This is a genomic window from Noviherbaspirillum suwonense, from assembly GCF_900182955.1.
GTDB classification, from domain to species: domain Bacteria; phylum Pseudomonadota; class Gammaproteobacteria; order Burkholderiales; family Burkholderiaceae_D; genus Noviherbaspirillum_A; species Noviherbaspirillum_A suwonense.
The window spans coordinates 176188-194881 of sequence record NZ_FXUL01000005.1 but is presented as its reverse complement, the minus strand read 5'-3'; the positions used below and the strand labels follow the sequence as shown (position 1 = coordinate 194881).

Annotated in this window: 18 protein-coding genes; 15 read left to right on the top strand and 3 right to left on the bottom strand. The window is 66.1% G+C overall.

The window, feature by feature from the left end; genetic code table 11:
- Nucleotides 1-51: 51 nt before the first annotated feature.
- Nucleotides 52-306, bottom strand: a complete 255-nt coding sequence (locus QOL82_RS09630) for a hypothetical protein (RefSeq protein WP_283442033.1) — start codon at nucleotides 304-306, stop codon at nucleotides 52-54.
- A 211-nt stretch (nucleotides 307-517) separates the two neighbouring features.
- Here QOL82_RS09630 and QOL82_RS09625 point away from each other — a divergent pair, with 211 nt between their 5' ends.
- The 15 genes from QOL82_RS09625 to QOL82_RS09555 all read left to right on the top strand — a co-directional run bounded on the left by QOL82_RS09625 (nucleotide 518) and on the right by QOL82_RS09555 (nucleotide 17878).
- Nucleotides 518-2044 carry an MDR family MFS transporter gene (locus tag QOL82_RS09625; RefSeq protein WP_283442032.1) on the top strand — a complete coding sequence of 509 codons (1527 nt, stop codon included), beginning with the start codon at nucleotides 518-520 and terminating at the stop codon, nucleotides 2042-2044.
- Between the two features lie 424 nt (nucleotides 2045-2468).
- Complete coding sequence (locus QOL82_RS09620) at nucleotides 2469-3407, top strand: ABC transporter substrate-binding protein (protein ID WP_283442113.1); 939 nt, start codon at nucleotides 2469-2471, stop codon at nucleotides 3405-3407.
- Nucleotides 3408-3503: 96 nt separating this feature from the next.
- On the top strand, nucleotides 3504-4553 hold the full coding sequence (locus tag QOL82_RS09615) for an aromatic ring-hydroxylating dioxygenase subunit alpha (protein WP_283442031.1): 1050 nt from the start codon (nucleotides 3504-3506) through the stop codon (nucleotides 4551-4553).
- Nucleotides 4554-4578: 25 nt separating this feature from the next.
- The gene (locus tag QOL82_RS09610; RefSeq protein WP_283442030.1) at nucleotides 4579-5400 is read left to right on the top strand and encodes an ABC transporter ATP-binding protein; all 822 of its coding nucleotides are present in this window, start codon (nucleotides 4579-4581) and stop codon (nucleotides 5398-5400) included.
- Between the two features lie 13 nt (nucleotides 5401-5413).
- Nucleotides 5414-6220 carry an ABC transporter permease gene (locus QOL82_RS09605; RefSeq protein ID WP_283442029.1) on the top strand — a complete coding sequence of 269 codons (807 nt, stop codon included), beginning with the start codon at nucleotides 5414-5416 and terminating at the stop codon, nucleotides 6218-6220.
- Between the two features lie 2 nt (nucleotides 6221-6222).
- Entirely contained in the window at nucleotides 6223-7122 is a 900-nt protein-coding gene (locus tag QOL82_RS09600) for a LysR family transcriptional regulator (protein WP_283442028.1), read from the top strand.
- A gap of 176 nt (nucleotides 7123-7298) precedes the next feature.
- Nucleotides 7299-8411 carry a cyanuric acid amidohydrolase gene (gene atzD, locus QOL82_RS09595; protein ID WP_283442027.1) on the top strand — a complete coding sequence of 371 codons (1113 nt, stop codon included), beginning with the start codon at nucleotides 7299-7301 and terminating at the stop codon, nucleotides 8409-8411.
- Nucleotides 8408-9898, top strand: coding sequence for an amidase (locus tag QOL82_RS09590; RefSeq protein ID WP_283442026.1), 1491 nt, complete (start codon nucleotides 8408-8410; stop codon nucleotides 9896-9898). Before atzD ends, QOL82_RS09590 begins: the two co-directional genes overlap by 4 nt.
- 2 nt (nucleotides 9899-9900) lie before the next feature.
- Nucleotides 9901-11136, top strand: a complete 1236-nt coding sequence (locus QOL82_RS09585) for an NAD(P)/FAD-dependent oxidoreductase (RefSeq protein WP_283442025.1) — start codon at nucleotides 9901-9903, stop codon at nucleotides 11134-11136.
- On the top strand, nucleotides 11133-11639 hold the full coding sequence (locus QOL82_RS09580; RefSeq protein ID WP_283442024.1) for a VOC family protein: 507 nt from the start codon (nucleotides 11133-11135) through the stop codon (nucleotides 11637-11639). The genes QOL82_RS09585 and QOL82_RS09580 overlap by 4 nt, the downstream gene beginning before the upstream one ends.
- Before the next feature lie 10 nt (nucleotides 11640-11649).
- Nucleotides 11650-12621 (top strand): ABC transporter substrate-binding protein, encoded by a 972-nt coding sequence (locus tag QOL82_RS09575; protein ID WP_283442023.1) that lies wholly within the window; start codon nucleotides 11650-11652, stop codon nucleotides 12619-12621.
- A gap of 83 nt (nucleotides 12622-12704) precedes the next feature.
- Entirely contained in the window at nucleotides 12705-13487 is a 783-nt protein-coding gene (locus QOL82_RS09570) for an ABC transporter ATP-binding protein (protein WP_283442112.1), read from the top strand.
- A complete protein-coding gene (locus tag QOL82_RS09565; protein WP_283442022.1) occupies nucleotides 13484-14251 on the top strand; it encodes an ABC transporter permease in 768 nt (255 codons plus the stop codon). The genes QOL82_RS09570 and QOL82_RS09565 overlap by 4 nt, the downstream gene beginning before the upstream one ends.
- Nucleotides 14252-14272: 21 nt before the next feature.
- The gene (gene hpxZ / locus QOL82_RS09560; protein ID WP_283442111.1) at nucleotides 14273-14650 is read left to right on the top strand and encodes an oxalurate catabolism protein HpxZ; all 378 of its coding nucleotides are present in this window, start codon (nucleotides 14273-14275) and stop codon (nucleotides 14648-14650) included.
- A gap of 108 nt (nucleotides 14651-14758) precedes the next feature.
- Nucleotides 14759-17878 (top strand): hypothetical protein, encoded by a 3120-nt coding sequence (locus QOL82_RS09555; protein ID WP_283442021.1) that lies wholly within the window; start codon nucleotides 14759-14761, stop codon nucleotides 17876-17878.
- A gap of 6 nt (nucleotides 17879-17884) precedes the next feature.
- Here QOL82_RS09555 and QOL82_RS09550 read toward each other — a convergent pair whose 3' ends face one another.
- Complete coding sequence (locus tag QOL82_RS09550; RefSeq protein WP_283442020.1) at nucleotides 17885-18307, bottom strand: hypothetical protein; 423 nt, start codon at nucleotides 18305-18307, stop codon at nucleotides 17885-17887.
- Nucleotides 18308-18325: 18 nt separating this feature from the next.
- Complete coding sequence (locus QOL82_RS09545) at nucleotides 18326-18607, bottom strand: hypothetical protein (RefSeq protein ID WP_283442019.1); 282 nt, start codon at nucleotides 18605-18607, stop codon at nucleotides 18326-18328.
- Nucleotides 18608-18694 lie beyond the last annotated feature (87 nt).

Sequence of the window (18694 nt, the reverse complement as noted above, 5' to 3'; positions counted from 1 at the left end):
CATGGCGCGCCGGGTTCAAGCCGGTGCGCGGCCGCTTCGCCGCGGTGCATCTCAGGTGAAGCAGGCGGTATTGAGGACCAGCGGTGCGCCCCTGGGGGCGCCTGCGGCAAGGCGCCGCGCAACGCTGTGGATGCGGGCTTCGCATGCCCGGTAGGTGTTCATGAAGTCCATCGTGAAACCCTGCAGCTTGCACAGGTAAGTCAGCGCGCTCTTGAGTATCAGGAATTCGCGTTCCACTGAATCGACTTCCACCGAAAACACGATGCCTTCGGTGGTCAGTCCGGGTTCCTTGAAGATTTTTTCCATTGTTGTTCCTATGCGGGTCGGTGCGTTGTCTCGCCTCCGTCTATGCAAGAAAAAGGCCAGGCAATGCATGAAACCGCCTTGTTGTCAAATAGCGCAGGAGGTTCCGCCTTCGCAGCAGGTTTCGGCGCTGCACCTGCCAGGCCCGGCCGCCTCCGGCAAGCCATTCGTCAATCTGCGATACTTCCCACCCTGCCAGTGAATCCGCCTCACCATGACCGACTTGTCCCAGCCCGCCGTCGCAGAACGCCCCGTCTTCACCCATGTCCAGGTCCGTTCCATCATCTTCGGCGTGCTGCTCGCCATCCTGATGGGAGCGCTGGACCAGACCATCATTTCCGTCGCGCTGCCGGTGCTGTCGGCGGAACTGGGCGGCTTCGACTGGCTGGCCTGGGTGGTGTCGGGCTACCTGGTCGCGGTGGCGGTGGCGACGCCGATCTACGGCAAGCTGGGCGACGTCTATGGCCGGCCGCGCGTGCTGTCGGCGTCGATCGGCATCTTCCTCGCGGCATCGGTGCTGTGCGCGCTGTCGACATCGATGACGATGCTGGTCGTGGCGCGGGTGCTGCAGGGCATAGGCGGCGGCGGACTGATCTCTATATCGCAGGGCATCATCGCCGACGTGGTGTCGCCGCGCGAACGCGGCCGCTACCAGGGCTACGTCAGCGGCACCTATGCGGTCGCCAGCGTGGCCGGCCCGCTGCTGGGCGGCGTGCTGACCAATTACCTGTCCTGGCGCTGGGTGTTCTGGATCAATATCCCGCTGGGCGTGCTGGCCTTCCTGGTGTCGCGCCGCGCGCTGGCCAGGCTGGCCCCGCCGAAGGTCGAGCGTCGCATCGACTACACCGGCGCCGTGCTGCTGTCGATCGGCCTTACCGCGCTGCTGGTCGGCATCACGCGCATCGGCCAGGGCCACGCGGTGGCCGACGCCACCAACCTGTCGCTGTTCGGCGCCTCGCTGCTGGTGCTGGCCATGTTCCTGTGGCAGCAGTCGCGCGCGCCCGAGCCCATCCTGCCGCTCTACCTGTTCCGGATACCGACGGTCGTCCTCTGCTGCGGCATCCTGTTCATCGCGTTTGCGCAGGTGGTGTCGCTGTCGGTGCTGATCCCGCTGCGGCTGCAGATGCTGACCGGCAGCGGCGCCAGCGGCGCGGCGCTGCAGCTAGTGCCGCTGACCCTGTCGATCCCGCTGGGCGCCTTCATCGGCGGCCGCACCATGGCGCGCGTCGGGCGCTTCAGGCCGCTGCAGCTGATGGGCGCGTCGGTGGTGCCGGTCGGCATCGCCGGGCTGGCCCTGATAGACCCGCAGCATGCATGGTTCAGCGCCGCGATGATGGTCATCATCGGCACCGGCATCGGCCTGCAGTTCCCGACCGCGCTGGTGGCGGTGCAGAGCGCGGTGCCGCGGCGCGACGTCGGCGTGGCGACCGCCACCGCCGCGTTCTCCCGCTCGCTGGGCGCGGCCATCAGCGTGGCGGTGCTGACCGCGATGCTGCTGTCGTCGCTGCAGTCGGCCGCGCCGCAGGTGGCGGGCGCGCTGTCCGGCGGCGAACTGATGAAGGACCTGGTCGGCGGCGCGCTGGCGCAGATCGGCGGCGAGGACCGGGTGCGCCTGGTGGCCGCGGCGGCGCAGTCCTTCAGCCACCTGTTCAAGATCGCCGCGGCGATCTCGCTGCTGTCGCTGTTCATGGCCTGGCGCCTGCCGGACACCACGCTGGCCGGCCCGGCTGCGCAAAAATAAGGCAGCATGATCGCTGGCGGTGCATGCCGCGCCGGCGATGCGCCATTACTGTGCCGCCGCTGTGCGGCGCCCCGGCCGCCCCGCGTCCTTCCCCGTTGAAGGCGCCTGGCACAAGCCTTGCAACTGCTGGGGCAGGGTAGAAGCGGCCAGCGTTCCAGCCCTGGAATGCGGGGCATTGCTCTTGCGGAGAGATCCGCGCGTCCGTTACGGGTAGCGGACGCTTGATATCGGGCCATCCTGAATTCAAGAGAGACGAGCAATGAACGCCATTCGCATCCTGCACGCAGCATTCTCCAGGCCGGCCTTCCGGCCGCGTCCCGCAACTTCCCGTTTCATCCCGTCCCTTTCCGTCCCTCAAAAAGAAAGCATCCCCATGACTACCACGCCCTTATTGCGCCGGCTGCGCCTGGCCGCCTGCGGTTTGATGATGTCCTTCTCCGCCGCCGGCATGGCCGCGGACAAGGTGACCTTCCTGACATCCTGGTACGCCCAGGCAGAGCATGGCGGCTTCTACCAGGCGCTCGCCAAGGGCATCTACCAGAAGGCCGGCCTGGACGTGACCATCAAGATGGGCGGCCCGCAGGTCAACGGCATGCAGCTGCTCACCAGCGGCCAGGCCGACTTCCTGATGGGCTACGACCTGCAGGTGCTCAAAAGCCTGGAGCAGAGCCTGCCTGTCACGACCGTGGCGGCTTCCTTCCAGACCGACCTGCAGGGCATGCTGACCCACGAGGACATCAACGGCCTGGCCGACCTGAAGAATGGCAAGACCGTGCTGGTGTCCACCTCCGGCCGCACCACCTGGTGGCCCTGGCTCAAGAGCCGCTACAGCCTGACCGATGCGCAGTCGCGCCCCTACACCTTCAACCTGCAGCCCTTCATGGCCGACGCCAACCTGGCGCAGCAGGCCTACCCGTCGTCCGAGCCGTTCCAGGCAATGAAGGCCGGCGTCAAGTCGAAGTTCTTCCTGTTCGCCAATGACGGCTATCCGCCGTACGGCACCACCATCGTCACCGTCAACAAGATGGTGCAGGACAAGCCGGACGTGGTGGCACGGTTCGTGAAAGCCAGCATGGAAGGCTGGAAGAGCTATATGGCGGACCCGTCCGCCGGCAACGCGATCATCAAGCAGGAAAACCCGAACATGAAGGACGACCAGCTGGCCTATGCGCTGGAGAAAATGAAGGAATACAACTTCGTCGGCGGCGGCGACGCCGCGAAGATGGGCATCGGCACCATGAGCGACGCACGCTGGAAGAAGACCTATGACTTCATGGTCGAGGCCGGGCTGCTGAAGGCCGATGTCGACTGGAAGAAGGCCTATACCACGCAGTTCGTCAAGGACATGAAAGTGATGCCGTAACGGCGCCTGCAATGCAGATCACCCGGCGAAGGCGACCACCGACGGCGCGCCGGCCGGGGGCTTCATCGATCGAAGCCAGCACCATGGAGTAAAAAGATGTTGACCACCAAGCAAAAAACCCTGCGCAAGTTCTGGTACGCGACCATGCCGGTGTCGCACCTGGCGGACGGACCCAGGCCGTTCCGGCTGATGGGCGAGGACATCGTGCTGTTCCTCGACGGCGAGGGAAAGCCGGCCGCGCTGAAGGACCGCTGCTGCCACCGCACCGCGAAGCTGTCCAAGGGCTTCGTCGAGAACGGCAACATCGTTTGCGGCTATCACGGCTGGACCTACAACACCGCCGGCGCCTGCGTGCGCATCCCGCAGAACCCGGGCGGCAACATACCGGCCGGCGCCTGCGTGCCGTCCTACCGCTGCGAAGAGAAATACGGCTACGCATGGGTCGCGCTGGAAGAGCCGCTGCAGCCGATACCGGACTTTCCGGAAGAAGGCGACCCGGCCTATCGCCGCATCCACCAGTTCTACCAGAAGTGGAACACCAGTTCCTTCCGCATGATGGAGAACTCGTTCGACAATTCCCATTTCAGCTTCGTGCACAAGGCCAATTTCGGGATGATAGACAATCCGCTGCCGGCCAAGTACGAGTTCCGTCCGAATGAATGGGGCTTCGAGGCCGAGACCCATGTGCCGATCCGCAATCCCGAACAGAGCCACCGCATCACCGGCACCACCGAGCCTGTCACCGAGCGGCACCTGGTGAACCGCTGGTACATGCCGTTCTCGCGCCGCTTCGGCTGCGTGTACCCGGCGTCCGGCACGCATCACATCATCTACAACTGCGCCACGCCGATCGACGACGACACGATGATGCTGGCGCAATGGCTGTATCGCAACGACAGCGAGGAAGACTGCTCGACCGAGGAACTGATCGCCTGGGACCGGCCGATCACGGACGAGGACCGCGACATCCTGGAAGCCACGGACGCCGACGCCTGCATGGACACGCGGCGCCGCCAGGAATTCCACATGGAGTCGGACAAGCCTGGCCTGCTGATGCGCAGGATGCTGCTGGAGCTGCTGCAGCGCGAGGGCGAGCAGGAAGTGTTCCGCGCGTCCACCCAGGTCATACCGATGCGGCAGGCCTGACCAAGGCGTCTTTCAGGGGAACATGATGAAACGCGAAGACCTATCCACCGTGACGCCACCTGCGGCCGCCGGCATCGACGAGGACGTGCTGCTGCTGGCCAACCAGGTCGAGAAGACTTATCCGAACGGCACGCATGCGCTGGACCGGGTGCGTCTGAAGATACGGCGCGGCGAATTCATTTCGCTGCTGGGACCGTCGGGCTGCGGCAAGAGCACGCTGCTGAAAATGTATGCGGGACTGGAGTCGCCGTCGGCAGGGCAGATCCGCTGGTGGGGCGGCAGCATCGCCACCGTCAACACGCCGGGACGCACGCTGGCCATGGTGTTCCAGGACGCGACGCTGATGCCCTGGGCGCGGGTGGAAGACAACGTGCGGCTGCCGCTGGACCTGTCCGGCGTGCCGCGCGCCGACAGCGACGTGCGCGTCGGCGAGGCGCTGGCGCTGGTGGGGCTGGACAAGTTCGGCAAGTCGTATCCGCGCGAGCTGTCGGGCGGCATGCAGATGCGCGCATCGATTGCGCGGGCGCTGGCGACCCGGCCCAACCTGCTGCTGATGGACGAGCCCTTCGGCGCGCTCGACGAATTCACCCGCAACAAGCTCGACGCCGACCTGCGGCGGCTGTGGGCCGAGCGCGACATCACCGTGGTCTTCGTCACGCACAGCATCTACGAGGCGGTCTACCTGTCTACCAAGGTGGTGGTGATGGCAGCGCGCCCGGGACGCGTGATCGCCGAGGTGCCCATAGACGGACCGACGGAGCGCGACGAGGCGTTCCGCGTGTCGCCGCAATTCATCGGCTATTGCCAGCAGCTCTCCGAGCTGCTGGTCGCCGCCAACCAGTGCTGAACATGGAGACGACATGACTACCGCCACCCGCCGGCCGCTGCTGGCCAACCCGCATGCGCAGCGCATCGTCGCCCCGCTGATCGTCGGCGCGCTGCTGCTGCTCCTGTGGCAGGGCCTGTGCACCGGCCTCGACGTGCCGGTCTACCTGGTGCCGACGCCGTCCGCGATCTTCCGCACCCTGGTCGCCGACTGGTCGCTGCTGTTCGGCGCGCTGCTGGTGACGCTGCGCATCACCTTCCTGGCCTTCGCGCTGGCCGTGGTGCTGGGCGTGGCGGTGGCTTTCCTGTTCGTGCAGAACCGCATGCTCGAAGCCAGCCTCTTTCCGTATGCGATCCTGCTGCAGGTCACGCCCATCGTCGCCATTGCGCCGCTGATCATCATCTGGGTCAAGTCGCCGCTGCCGGCGCTGACCATCTGCGCGACCATGATGGCGCTGTTCCCCATCATCTCCAACACGGTGCTGGGCCTGCGCAGCGTGAACCCCGGCCTGCTCAACCTGTTCAAGCTCAACCGCGCGACACGCTGGCAGACGCTGGTGCGGCTGCGCATCCCGAGCGCGCTGCCCAGCTTCTTCGGCGGCCTGCGCATCTCGTCCGGCCTGGCGCTGATCGGCGCGGTGGTGGCCGAGTTCGTCGCCGGCACCGGCGGCAGCGGCACAGGTCTCGCCTACCAGATCCTGCAGGCCGGCTTCGAGCTCAACATACCGCGCCTCTTCGCCGCGCTGCTGATGATCACGGTCACCGGCGTGCTGCTGTTCGGGCTGATGGTGACGCTGTCGCGGATGGCGCTGTCGCGCTGGCACGAGAGCGAGATGGAGTGACCATGCTGCATCCGCCGCGCCTCTATGTCTATCTCGACGCGGTGGCGCGCGCCGGCTCCATCCGCAAGGCCGCCGAGGTCCTCCATGTCGCGTCGACCGCGCTGAACCGCAAGATACTGGAAGCCGAGGAAGACCTGGGCACGCCGCTGTTCGAGCGCCTGCCGCGCGGCGTGCGGCTCACCGCCGCCGGCGAGGTGATGCTGTCCTTCGTGCGCCGCAGCCTGTCCGAGCTGGAGGCGGCGACCAGCACCATCGAACAGCTGCAGGGCCTGATGCGCGGCGTGGTCAGGCTGGGCTGCGCCGAATCGGTCGGCACCGACATCGTGCCGCGCATCGTCGCCGGCTGGCAGGCGCGGCATCCGGGCGTGCAGTTCCATATCCAGGTGGGCGGCACGCAGAGCCTGATGGCGTCGCTGCTGGAAGACGAGGTCGAACTCGTCATCGCGCATGACCCGCCGCCCGGCCAGCAGGTCAAGGTGCTGGCCGACATGCCGCAGCCCTTGCACGTGATGATGCGGCCCGGCCATCCGCTGGCCTCGCGCAAGACGCTGCGCCTGGCCGACTGCGAAGCGTACCCGGTGGCGCTGGGCGATGCGTCCTTCGGCAGCCGGCGGCTGCTGGACGCGCACGTCGCCCGTTCGCGTATCCGCCTGCGCACGGTGGCCGAGTCCGGCTCGGTCGAGACCATCAAGGCCTTTGCCCGGCACGGCGACGCGCTGTGCTTCCAGTTCGAGGCCGGCACCCGGCGCGACACCGCGCTGGGCGAGCTGGTGAGCCTGCCGCTGACCGACGCCGGGCTGGCCGGCAGCCGGCTGCAGCTGGTGGCGCGGTCAGGGCGCAGCCTGCCGATTGCGGCGCTGACGTTTGCGGAGACATTGAAGGGGGCGCTGTTCGGGGCATAGGCCGTTGGCAATGCCCGGCAGGCTGCGTTGCCTGCTGTCGCGCCTGGCCCGACGGCCAGTGCCGGCCGCCGCATTGGAACGACGATCCGTCAAGCGCCGACCGCACACAATTTGCGCTCACCCCTGGCTGATTTAAGTGCTATGCGAGCGCACTCCGGCTGCCGCACCATGCAGTCATGAAAACACTTCCTACCCTGCTCACCATGGCGCATCCGGGTGACCTGTCCGAACTTGACGTGCGCATCAGAAACGGCGCGATCCGCGCCGACCGGATCGTCGCCGTCATCGGCAAGACCGAGGGCAACGGCGGCGTCAACGACTTCACCCGCGGCTACTTCACGCAGTCGCTGATGCACCTGCTGTCCACGCACCTCGACGCCAGCCCGGCCGAGCTGGCCGCGCGCATCCCGTGCATCCTGTCCGGCGGCACCGAGGGCGTGCTCAGTCCGCATTACGTGGTGTTCTGCCGCTGCGAGGACGATGACAACGACGCGGAGGACGGCGGCGCGCTCGCCATCGGCATTGCATTCAGCAGCCCGACGGCGACCGGCGAGATCGGCCGCGCGGTCCATGCGCGCCAGGTGGCCGATGCGGTGCGGGCAGCGATGCGCGACGCCGGCATCGCCCATGTCGACGACGTGCATTTCGTGCAGATCAAGACGCCCTGCATCACGGTGGCGCGGGCCGAGGCTGCCCGTGCGCAGGGCGTCGAGCCTGTCAGCGGCGACCCGAACCGCGCGATGGCTTATGCCCGTGCCGCCGGCGCGCTGGGCGTTGCGCTTGCGCTGGGCGAAGTGGAGGAGGGCGCGGTGACCGACGCGGCCATGCTGGCCGACATGGCGCTGTACTCCGAGCGCGCCAGCGTCTCGTCCGGCGTGGAGATCAGCTGCAATGAAGTCATCGTGCTGGGCAACAGCCCGCACTGGACCGGCCCCTACCGCATCGCCCACCGCGCGATGAAGGATGCGCTCGACATCGGCGCGGTGGTCGGCGCGCTGGCCGACCTTGGGCTGGACGCCGCGCCGCAGCTCGATGAAACGGCGCTGGCCCGCATAGCCGGCGTCTTCGTCAAGTGCGAGCCGCAGCGCCAGGGCCGGGTGCGCGCATCGCGCCACACCATGCTCGACGACACCGACATCAACGCCCAGCGCCATGTGCGCGGCGCGGTAGGCGGGCTGGTGGCCGGCGTGATCGGCGACGGCCGCATCTTCGTCTCCGGCGGCGCCGAACACCAGGGCCCGGACGGCGGCGGCCTGATCGCCGTCATTGCCGGCAGGCCGCAGCCATGAAGCAGGCCGAGCCCTGGATGCTGTCGGCGCGCGCGCTGGTGCAGGCCTACCGCTCGCGCACGCTGTCGCCGTCGGAGGCGCTGCAGTCGGTGCTGGCCCGGATGGACAGCCAGAATCCGCGCATCAATGCGGTCGTCACGCATGACCGCGACGCCGCAGAGGCGGCAGCCGATGCGAGCACGCGGCGCTGGGCGGAGGGCCGCGCGCTGTCGGCGCTGGACGGCGTGCCGTTTACCGTGAAGGACAACATCGCGACCGCCGGCCTGCGCGCCACCTGCGGCAGCCGGCTGTATGCCGACCATGTCCCCGAGCGCGACGAGCTGCCGGTGGCGCGGCTGCGGCAGGCTGGCGCCGTCCTGGTCGGCAAGACCAACGTGCCCGAACTGGCGCTGCATGGCTCGACGGACAATGCGCTGTTCGGCGTCACCCGCAACCCTTGGAACACGGCGCTGACGCCCGGCGGCTCCAGCGGCGGCGCGGTGGCCGCGGTCGCCGCCGGCATCGCGCCGCTCGCGCTGGCGACCGATGGCGGCGGCTCCATCCGCAGGCCCTGCGCGCATGCAGGATGCGTGGGCCTGAAACCCTCGACCGGCCGCGTGCCGCGCAGCGACGGCTTTCCTGTCTTCCTGCATGACTTCGAGGTGGCCGGCCCGATAGCGCGCAATGTCGACGACCTGGTGCTGGCCATGCACGAGATCGCACCCTGGTCGGCGCTGGACAGCCGCGCGGCCGGCTTCGGGCAGATGCCTTTCACGGTCCCGCCGCATATCGCCCCGGCGCGCATTGCGCTGCTCGATGCGCTGGGCAGCGCGCCGGTCGACGCCGACAGCGCCGAAGCTGCGCAGGACGCATGGATCGCGCTGGAAGAGCTGGGCCACCGTCGCGTGGCGCTGGCCCCGGCGCAGCGCGCCATGCTGGTGCAGGCGATCGCCGCGATCAACGACAAGGCCTGGCCGGTGCTGAGCCAGAGCGGCCTTGCATGGCTGATGGCGACCCGTTTCGAAGGCAGGGAAGGCGAGCTGTCCGGCGCGCTTGCCGAGCTGCTGGCGCAAGGCCGCGGCCGCACCGGCGCCGACATGATGGATGCGCTCGACGCGGTGCGCCGGCTGCGCGACATGCTGGCGCTGCTGATGCAGGACTTCGACTGCCTGCTGCTGCCTTCCGCGGCAAGCCAGCCGTGGCCGGCGCGGCAGACGCATCCGGCGCTGATCGACGGCCAGGCTGCCGGGCCGCGCGGGCATGCGATCTTCACGTCCTTCGTCAATGCCGCCGGCCTGCCGGCGCTGGCCCTGCCGGCCGGCCTCGGCGCCACCGGCATGCCTCTGGGCATACAGCTGGTGGGGCGCCACGGCGCCGACGGCTGGCTGTGCGCGCTCGGCCGGCAGTTCGAACGCGCCCGTCCCTTTGCCCCGTTGTGGGAACGCACCGCCATGCACGAATCCGGTGCATCCGGCACTGGCATGCAATCCGCTAGAGAGAACACATGACCATGCATCCATCTTCAACTGACAACAAGCCGCTGCGCATCGTGATCGTCGGCGCCGGCGTGGCCGGCTGCATCGTGGCGCGCACGCTGGCGCAATGCGCGGGCGTCGAGGTGACCTGCCTCGAGCGCGTCTCCCGCGACGACCATAGCGAGGCCGGCACCGGGCTTAACATCGGCCCCAACGCGATCAAGCTGCTGCGCGCGCACGACCCGGCGCTGGCCGGCGCGGTGGCCTCGGCCAGCCTGCCATGGAAAAGCTGGCGCACCTCGCTGACCGACGGCACCGAACTGTTCACGCTGCCGCTGTCCGACGTGGCCGACAACGACGGCGTGCGCATCCGCTGGTCCGAGCTGTACCGGGTGCTGCGCGAGGGCGCCGGCGACGCGGTGCGCTACGGCGTGACGGTCTCGGACATTGGCCGCGAGGCCGACGGCCGCTGCATGCTCAGCTACACCGCCGGCGGTGAGACAGTGACGCTGCGCGGCATCGACCTGCTGATCGGCGCCGACGGCCGCTACTCCGACACCCGCCGCGCGCTGTCGGGCGCGCCGGCAATGCGCCAGGTCGGCGTCGCGATCTTCCGGCTGCTGGTGCCGGATACCTCGGGCGGCCTGATCGACGACTATGAGCAGTGGTTCAACGGCCCGAACCGGCTGCTGGCCTTTCGCGTGCCGCCCGGCCACATCTACATGGCCGGCACGTTTCCGCTCAGGGCCGGCGATGAAATCGGCGACGCCGACAAGTCTGCCGACGCGCTGCGCCGCTATTACCTTCCGGCCGACGGCGCCGCCGGCGACCAGTGCGCATGGCTGGTCGATACGCTCTGCGCCAACGTCGGCGCGATCCACTGGGCGCGGCTGCAGGAAACCGAGGCCGGCTACCGCGACGGCGACGCGCCGCTGCTGTACCTGGGCGACGCCGCGCACGGCATGGTGCCGACGCTGGGACAGGGCGCGACCCAGGCGATCGAGGACGGCTGCGTGGCCGCCGCGCTGATCGCCGGCCGGCTCGCGGCTGGCAGCCGCGATGTTGGCGCATGGCTGCAGGCATTCGACGCCGCGCGCAGCGAGCGCATCCGCTTCGTGATGGACGTTTCGCTGGAGGCCAGCGACACGCTGTTCGCCGGCGCCGACCCGGTCGCCGGCTCGCTGAAGAAAGTGCAGCCGCCGTTCCGCGCCAAGCTGAGCCGGCTGTATCGCGATGTCGGCCACGCCAGCGCAGCGGAGGCCGGGCAATGAGCGCCGTCATCCACGGCCTGTTCCATGTCGCCATCAAGACCGCCGACCTGGAAGCCACCCGCCGTTTCTATATCGACGTGCTGGGCCTGGTCGATGCGGACCGGCCCGACTTCGGCTATCCCGGCGCATGGCTGGCCTGCCGCCATCCGGACGGCGGCGCCATCATCCATGTCTATGCGGGCGGCCCGGCGCTCGGCCCGGAAGGCCGCGCACCGCATGGCAGCGCGGCGATCGATCACCTGTCGCTGTCCTGCAGCGGCTACGCCGCCTATCGGGAGCGCTTCATCGCGCACGGGCTGCCCTGGCGCGAGTTCCTGGTGCCCGGCACCACGCTGTGGCAGCTGTTCGTCTACGACCCCAGCGGCATCCAGCTCGAACTGACCTTCGAGGGCAGCAACGAGGCCGGACCGCCGCCGGACATGTCGGATGCGCGCCGCTACATTGCAGGCGCCAGCTTTTTCGAACCCGCGGCCGCCGCGACCACTTCCCTGATCCAACCCTGAAGGAATGCATATGAAATTGTTTACCCTGACCCAGATTGCCTTCACCGTTGCCGCCGGGCTTGCCGCGGTGTCGCCTGCGCATGCGGACGACAAGGTGCGTGTCGGCGTGTTCGGCTCCAGCTCCGCTCTGCCGTATTTCGTCGGCGTCGAGCGCGGCTTCTTCAAGGAAGCCGGCATCACCGTCGAAACCGTGATGCTGGCGTCGGCCCCGCTGATCGTGCAGTCCATGGTCACAGGCGACATCGACGCCGCGTCCAACCTGGTGACGCTGGAAGGCGCCAACATCAGCCAGCGCCGGCCCAATACGCTGACCTATATCTCGCTCAACGGCCAGAACGCGCAGTACATCACCGAACAGTTCGTGGTCAAGGCAGGCTCGCAGGCCAAGTCGCTGAAGGACCTGAAGGGCGCCAAGCTGTTTTCCGCGCCGGGGCCGGCGAACGTGGGCACCGCCAAGGCCGTGCTGAAATCGATCGGGCTGGAAGAGAACAAGGATTACACGATCCAGGAACAGCAGCTGTCGGTCCACCTCGGCGCGCTGCAGGCCGGCACCTTCGACGCCGGCTATACGCTCGAACCGGTGGCCAGCACCATGATCAAGCAGGGCGTCGCGCGCAGGCTGGAAGCAGGCGTGATCTCCACGCACCTGCTGGGCAATGCGTCGTCGCAGGCATTTGCCGCCGGCGGCGCGCTGTCCAACAAGCTCATCGCCGAGCGGCCCGACGTCGCGGCCCGCTTCGCGAAGGCGTGGGCCAAGTCCGTGGCCGCGGCCAACACCGACGCCAGCGCGCGCTCGCTGCTGGCCAAGGACATGAACGTGCCGGCCGACATGACCGCCACCGTGCCGCTGACGAACTTCGTCATGGTGAAGGACCTGACGCCGGTGCAGAAGACCGACTTCCAGAAATTCGTCGATATCGGCGTTGCGCTCGGCGTGGTCAAGGGTGCGGTCGACACCGGCACCATCATCAAGGGGATGTGATGCAGGCGCTCAATACACTGCTGCAAAGGCAGCCGCAGGCCGCGACCGACGCGGTCAGGCCGCCGCGCGGCCAGGTCGCCGGCATGGACCTTGGCCACCGCTGGTATGCGCCGGGCACGCACATCACGATACGCGGGCTCGACAAGCGCTTCGGCGCGCACACGCTGTACGACAACTTCGACCTCGACATCCCGAAGGGCAAGCTCATCTCCATCTTTGGCCCCAATGGCTGCGGCAAGAGCACGCTGATCAACATGATCGCGGGCATTCTGCCGTATGACCGCGGGCAGATCCTGTTCGACGGCAAGGACGTGCATGACACCCGCATCGGCTACGTGTTCCAGAACTACCGCGAGGCGGTGTTCCCGTGGATGCGGGCGATCGACAACATCCGCTATCCGCTGAAATACCTGAAGCTGTCGAAGGGCGAGAAGGACGCGCGCATCGACAAGCTGGTGGAAAGCTTCGACGTGAAGATCGACCTCAACAAGTACCCGTACGAGATGTCCGGCGGCCAGCAGCAGATGGTGTCCATCATGCGTTCGCTGGTGGTGGACCCGGAAGTGCTGTTCCTGGACGAACCGTTCTCCGCGCTCGACTATGAAATGACCCAGTTCCTGCGCGACCGGCTGCAGAAGGTCTTCATGGAAAAGCCGGTGACGACCATCCTGGTGTCGCACGACCTGGACGAGGCAGTTTATTTGGCCGACTATGTGCTGCTGCTGTCGCGCAATCCGACCCGGGTCGCGGACTTCGTTCCCTTCGACGCGCCGCGGCCGCGCACCGCGGAAACGACCCTGACGCCGGACTTCCTGCGGGTCAAGGGCCACAGCCTTGAAATCTTCCAGCGCGAGGTGCGGAAATGAAAAACAGCGAACAGATGATAGGCCGCCTGCAGCCGCTGGTTGGCGTCTTCCTGCTGATCGTGTTCTGGGAACTGGCCTTCGAGATGCGCCTGATCGACCCGGTGCTGCTGCCGTCGCCGGCGCAGTCCTTCCATGCGTTCTGGCAGGGACTGCAGGAAGGCTCGCTGTGGGGCGACCTGCAGCGCACCGTGGTGCGCACCGCGATCTCCTTCGCCATTGCGCTGGTGATCGCGGTGCCGCTGGGCATCCTGCTCGGCTCCAGCGACAAGGTCTACCGCACGCTGGAATTTCCGATCGACTTCTTCCGCTCGACGCCGGCGTCCGCCATGTTTCCGCTGTTCCTGATCCTGTTCGGCAGCGGCGAGGGCACCAAGATCGCGGTGGCCGCATTCGGCGCGGCGCTGTCCATCCTGTTTTCCACCGCCTACGGCGTGATGAACGCCCGCAAGCAGCGCCAGCTTGCGGCCCGCGTGATGGGCGCGTCGCGGCTGCAGGTGCTGACCGACGTCACCTTGTGGGAAAGCCTGCCGCAGACCTTCGTCGGCATGCGCTCCGGCGTGTCGCTGGCGCTGGTGATCGTCATCGTCGCAGAGATGTTCATCGGCTCCACCGACGGCCTCGGCCAGCGCATCCTGAAGTCGCAGATGGTGTTCGACATGCCGGACATGTATGCATCGATCTTTGCCGCCGGCGCGCTGGGCTATATGCTGAACCTGCTCTTCATCGTGGCGGAACGGCGTTTCGTGCACTGGGGCGGCAAGTAAATCTTAATGGAGAACGAGACAATGCAGATCAACGACCCGGCAACGCTGGCCGAACTGACCCAGGCCTTCGCCGAATACGAGCAGGCGCTGGTGACCAACGACATTGCCACGCTCGACCGCCTGTTCTGGAATTCGCCGCATACGCTGCGCTACGGCGTCGGCGAGAACCTGTACGGCTTCGAGGCAATCCAGGAATTCCGCAATGGCCGGCCGTCGCAGGGGCTGGCGCGCACGGTTACCCGCACCGCGCTGACCACGTTCGGCTCGGATCATGGCGTCGCCAATATCGAGTTCGTGCGTGCTGGAAGCGAGCGGATTGGACGGCAATCGCAAACATGGGTGCGCTTCGATGAAGGCTGGCGCGTGGTGGCCGCGCATGTGAGCCTGATGGCAGGCTAAAAAAACGATGAACAGCTAGCGAGTCCCTGTTACCTAGAACCCCGCACACTTTTACAACCAGACGGCTTACGCGCGCGTGTAAGCCGTCGTTTTTTTAGCGGGTATTACATGGCAAACAAGGTCAGAGAAAAATCCGGTGGCAATCCATCGCATCAAGGGAATTCCTCGGAAGAGTCGGGCGGTGTTACCTCATTGGAGGGCAATGACGCCAGTCGTGCAGCGACACCGACGAGCGGCTCTTCGACCAGTCCCCTGAACGCGACAGGCACGGACAAGGCCGCGCAGCAAAAGACGCCAACAGGCGATAGCGGCCGGACGAAACCTCTGCTTCGCTCGTCGCCGGATCCGCAGGTATATGCGCTGCCGGCTTTACATATTGCATTCCCCGAATTTAGCGACGTGGTGCCGGCGCATTTCAGAAAACTGCCGGACTTGCCGGCAAAGCCGCAGACGGATGATGCGGGCACTCCGCGGCGTGGGCCGGTCACGACGACGCGTTCGTCGGTTCGCGCGCTCGGGGATATTGTGAAGCAGGGGCCGCCGCCACCGCAGGACGCGCCGCCGACGACGCCGCGTTCGCCGGACCGCGCGCTCGGGGACATCGTGAGGCAGGGGCCGCCGCCGCCGCAGGACGCGCCGCCGACGACGCCGCGTTCGCCGGACCGCGCGCTCGGGGACATTGCGAGGCAGCGGCCGCCGCCACCGCAGGACGCGCCGCCGGCGACGCCGCGTTCGCCGGACCGCGCGATCGGAGACATTGTGAAGCGGGGGCCGCCGCCGCCGCAGGACGCACCGCCGACGACGCCGCGTTCGCCGGATCGCGCGATCGGGGATGTTGCGAAGGATGGACCGCCGCCGCCGCAGGATGTGCCTGCAAAAATGCCTGCGCCGCCTGCCGCCCCGCGCTCATCCACGCGGCCGGTGCTGTTGGGCACGTCGTCGCCCGGTTCGAGCAAATCGGCGTCTTCCACGACCGCTGACGATGGCCTGACGTTCGAGCAGATGCTGGCGACCGGCCCGCTGCCGGTCGAAACGCCATCAGGTCCGGGCAGCAGCATATCGCATGCCGCCATCAGGACGATCGCGAAACGGATTGTCGCTGCCGAGTTGAAGGACGGACTGAAGTCGAAGACGCTGGGCCGCCTTAATCCGAAACTCGACGGCGTCAGTGTGTATAACGAATTCGGCAGCTTCGCCAACGACGAGCTGGCGAAAAGCGATCTGGCAGCCATCGTCTCGAAGTGCCGGCAGCGGGTCTTGCAAAAATATGGCGATAGCCCTGAAAAACTCATCAGCGTTATCGGTAGCGAGGCCGATGCGACTGGCCAGCAGATGACTGTCAACACCAAGGTTCTGGCACGCTTTCTCGCCCCGGTCTTCAAATTCACCTGCGGGACCATGCAGCAATTCGGCGACAGCAGGCTGCCGGGTCCGCTGCTGGAGCTGCTCAAGGCGATCGATCAGGAACTGGTGACAGTCCTTCTGGCAAGGCGTCGGGACCAGCTTGCTGCGGAAAAATTGCTGCCCCTGCAAAAGCGGGCGGACAATGCGGACCATGTGCTGGACGCCACCCAGGCGTCGGAAGCCAGGCAGTTGCTCGACACGGAACTGAAAAAACTGGGGTGGCCCGGCGCGTACTTCGACACGTTGGTGAAAGAGACGCCCTTCAGCGCGAAAGTCATCCGCAACGCCCGTTCCAATATGTTCTCGGTCTTGTTGTATACCCGCTGCGTCAGTCCATTCCTTCTTTATGACAGCGAACAAGTACTGCTGGAAGCATCAAGGCGTACTGTGGCGCCGCACGACGTTTTCAAGCATCTGGCTACATGCGCGAACAATATGTTCAAGGCGGATTACTGTGAGTTTGTCAACGACTTCATACGTGTGTCGCACGATGCGTTGCCGGAGGAATCGGCGGGTACGCTGGCACAGATTTCGGTCGGCGAAGAGCGTCTGGAGCAAGCCAAAAACAGTAAGAGGCGCGCTCCGGGCAGTGCCGGGAAATCCGAGAAATTCCTCTACCGCACCAGGGATCTGAAACGGAGCAGCGCGCCGCAGATGGCGCAAGGCAAGGATTTCCAGAATCAGATGCTGCTGGAAAAAACATCCCATGAAGCGGAAACATCGACTCAGCAAAATACCGCATCGCCACCAATCAGGAAATTGCGGATTCAGGCCGCCGTCGACCGATTCAAATCCGCTTATCCAAATGCCTTCGGCGACGAAGACTTTTCTATTGCATTCAATAAAAAATACCGGCAATGGCTGAAAAATAACCCGCTGGTGCAATTGAGCGATGTTCCTCACGCATTGGAAAAAATTTTTCAGGAAGTGAAAAATGGTCTGGAGGAGAAGGCAAGCCGGGAAGTCGCGTTGAAACAGGAACGTCGCGCCGAGCAAGCGCGTTCGCAGGAGCAGGGCCATTCCGCTTCGTCCAGCCGCGCAAGCTCTTCAGGCAGCACGACAGTTTCACCCGTAAAAAATTCTCCAGCCGGGTTGAGCACGGATCAGGAAGGGTTGCTGCAGAAGTTTTTTGCCCGAGAGGAGCGCAGGGCGATGCTGGAACGCTATCCGCATTTGCGTAAGGAAGTCGAGGCAAAAGTGATAGCGGGGCTCAAAGATAATGCGGACAAAAACTTTGTGTTCGCGACACGGGAAATCTTTGAAGCAACCCTGATTGAAAACCTGTACCGAAGTTACTTGCGATTTGAACCTGCTCCGGCCACGACCCTGGAAAGCTTCAAGGAGGCAGCGGCGAAGTGGAAAAGCGACAATCGCGGCGCCAGCCTGACATTGGAAAACGTCGGGACGATCTTGCCGGGCGCCGTGCTCGTCGACCATGTCAAGGGCACAAGAAATTGGGCAGTACGGCTGGGCGAACTGCAAACGGAAACACTGTTGCAGGCGCCCGAAGTCATCACCAAGTTCAATGGCAAAGCCGCGTTGAAAAAGGAATTCCTGCACATGATCAGGGAATGGCTACTGAAGGGCGCATATGGCCAGCCCGATGAAAACCATGTCCAGCGGATTTACCATGAAGTCGTGGTCGACTATTACGTCCGTGTGGCCGTGAAGATAGGAACAGATTCATCCGACCTCGTGGACCTCAAGGATGCCGCTATGGAATGGTGCGCCAGAAACGACCAGGCGTTTCTGACCACTGCGGTGCTTGACAAGCTCCTTGGTGACATCCTGGACAGGCGCCGGGCAGATCAGGCCGACTCCTGACGCGCTTCAGTCGAACAGGCTGGCCTGGCCCGCGTCCGCTCCCGGCTTCCGGTCGCGGGTCGGGCGCGGATAGCCGGCTTCCCGCATCGCGCGGACCAGGTCGGCCATCGCGTCCCATATCTCGTCGCTCTGCTGCGGTGTCAGCGCGGCATTGTTGTCCAGGCTGTCGCAGGCGCCGCGCATGTTGGCGGCCAGCGCATTGATGTAATGCTGCCGGTTCAGCGCCAGGGCCGCCTGCCGGCGGCGCTGGCATTCGGCGTCGAGTTCGTCGCGCTGCTCGACGTTGAGCTTGTCGAGCAGGCCAGGCGAAAACTTGTAGGTGTACTTGTCGAACGAGCCGACGATGCGCACGACGGGCGCATTCTTCGCCTCATCGAAGCCGGCATACAGCAGCACCTGCACCTTGCTGCCCTGTTCCTTGAATTGCACGGGGTAGTCCTTCGCTGGTTATGCGGCTACCACGGTGCAGCCCTGCTTCTGGTGCCGCTGCGCGATGGCCTTGAGCGCCGCGAGGCCGTCTTCCAGGCTGTCCAATGGGCGTGACTTGCCGCCGCTGCGGCCGCTGGACGCCGCCCGCCCGGCCCACCCCTGTATCAGCACCCATTGTTCGAACAGGTCCTGCATCAGCACCACCGTGTGCAGCCGGTCCGGCGCGGCGAACTGCATGCGTATCGGGCATGGGCTGGCGACGGGCAGGGGGCGGGTGAGGTCGTCTGCGGGATCAATCATGGGCCAGCATGATACCAGCAGCGGCGGCGGTTTTGGAGAGGGCGCCGCGCCAGGCGTTTCCGCATAGTCCACGCGTCCGGCCACCCT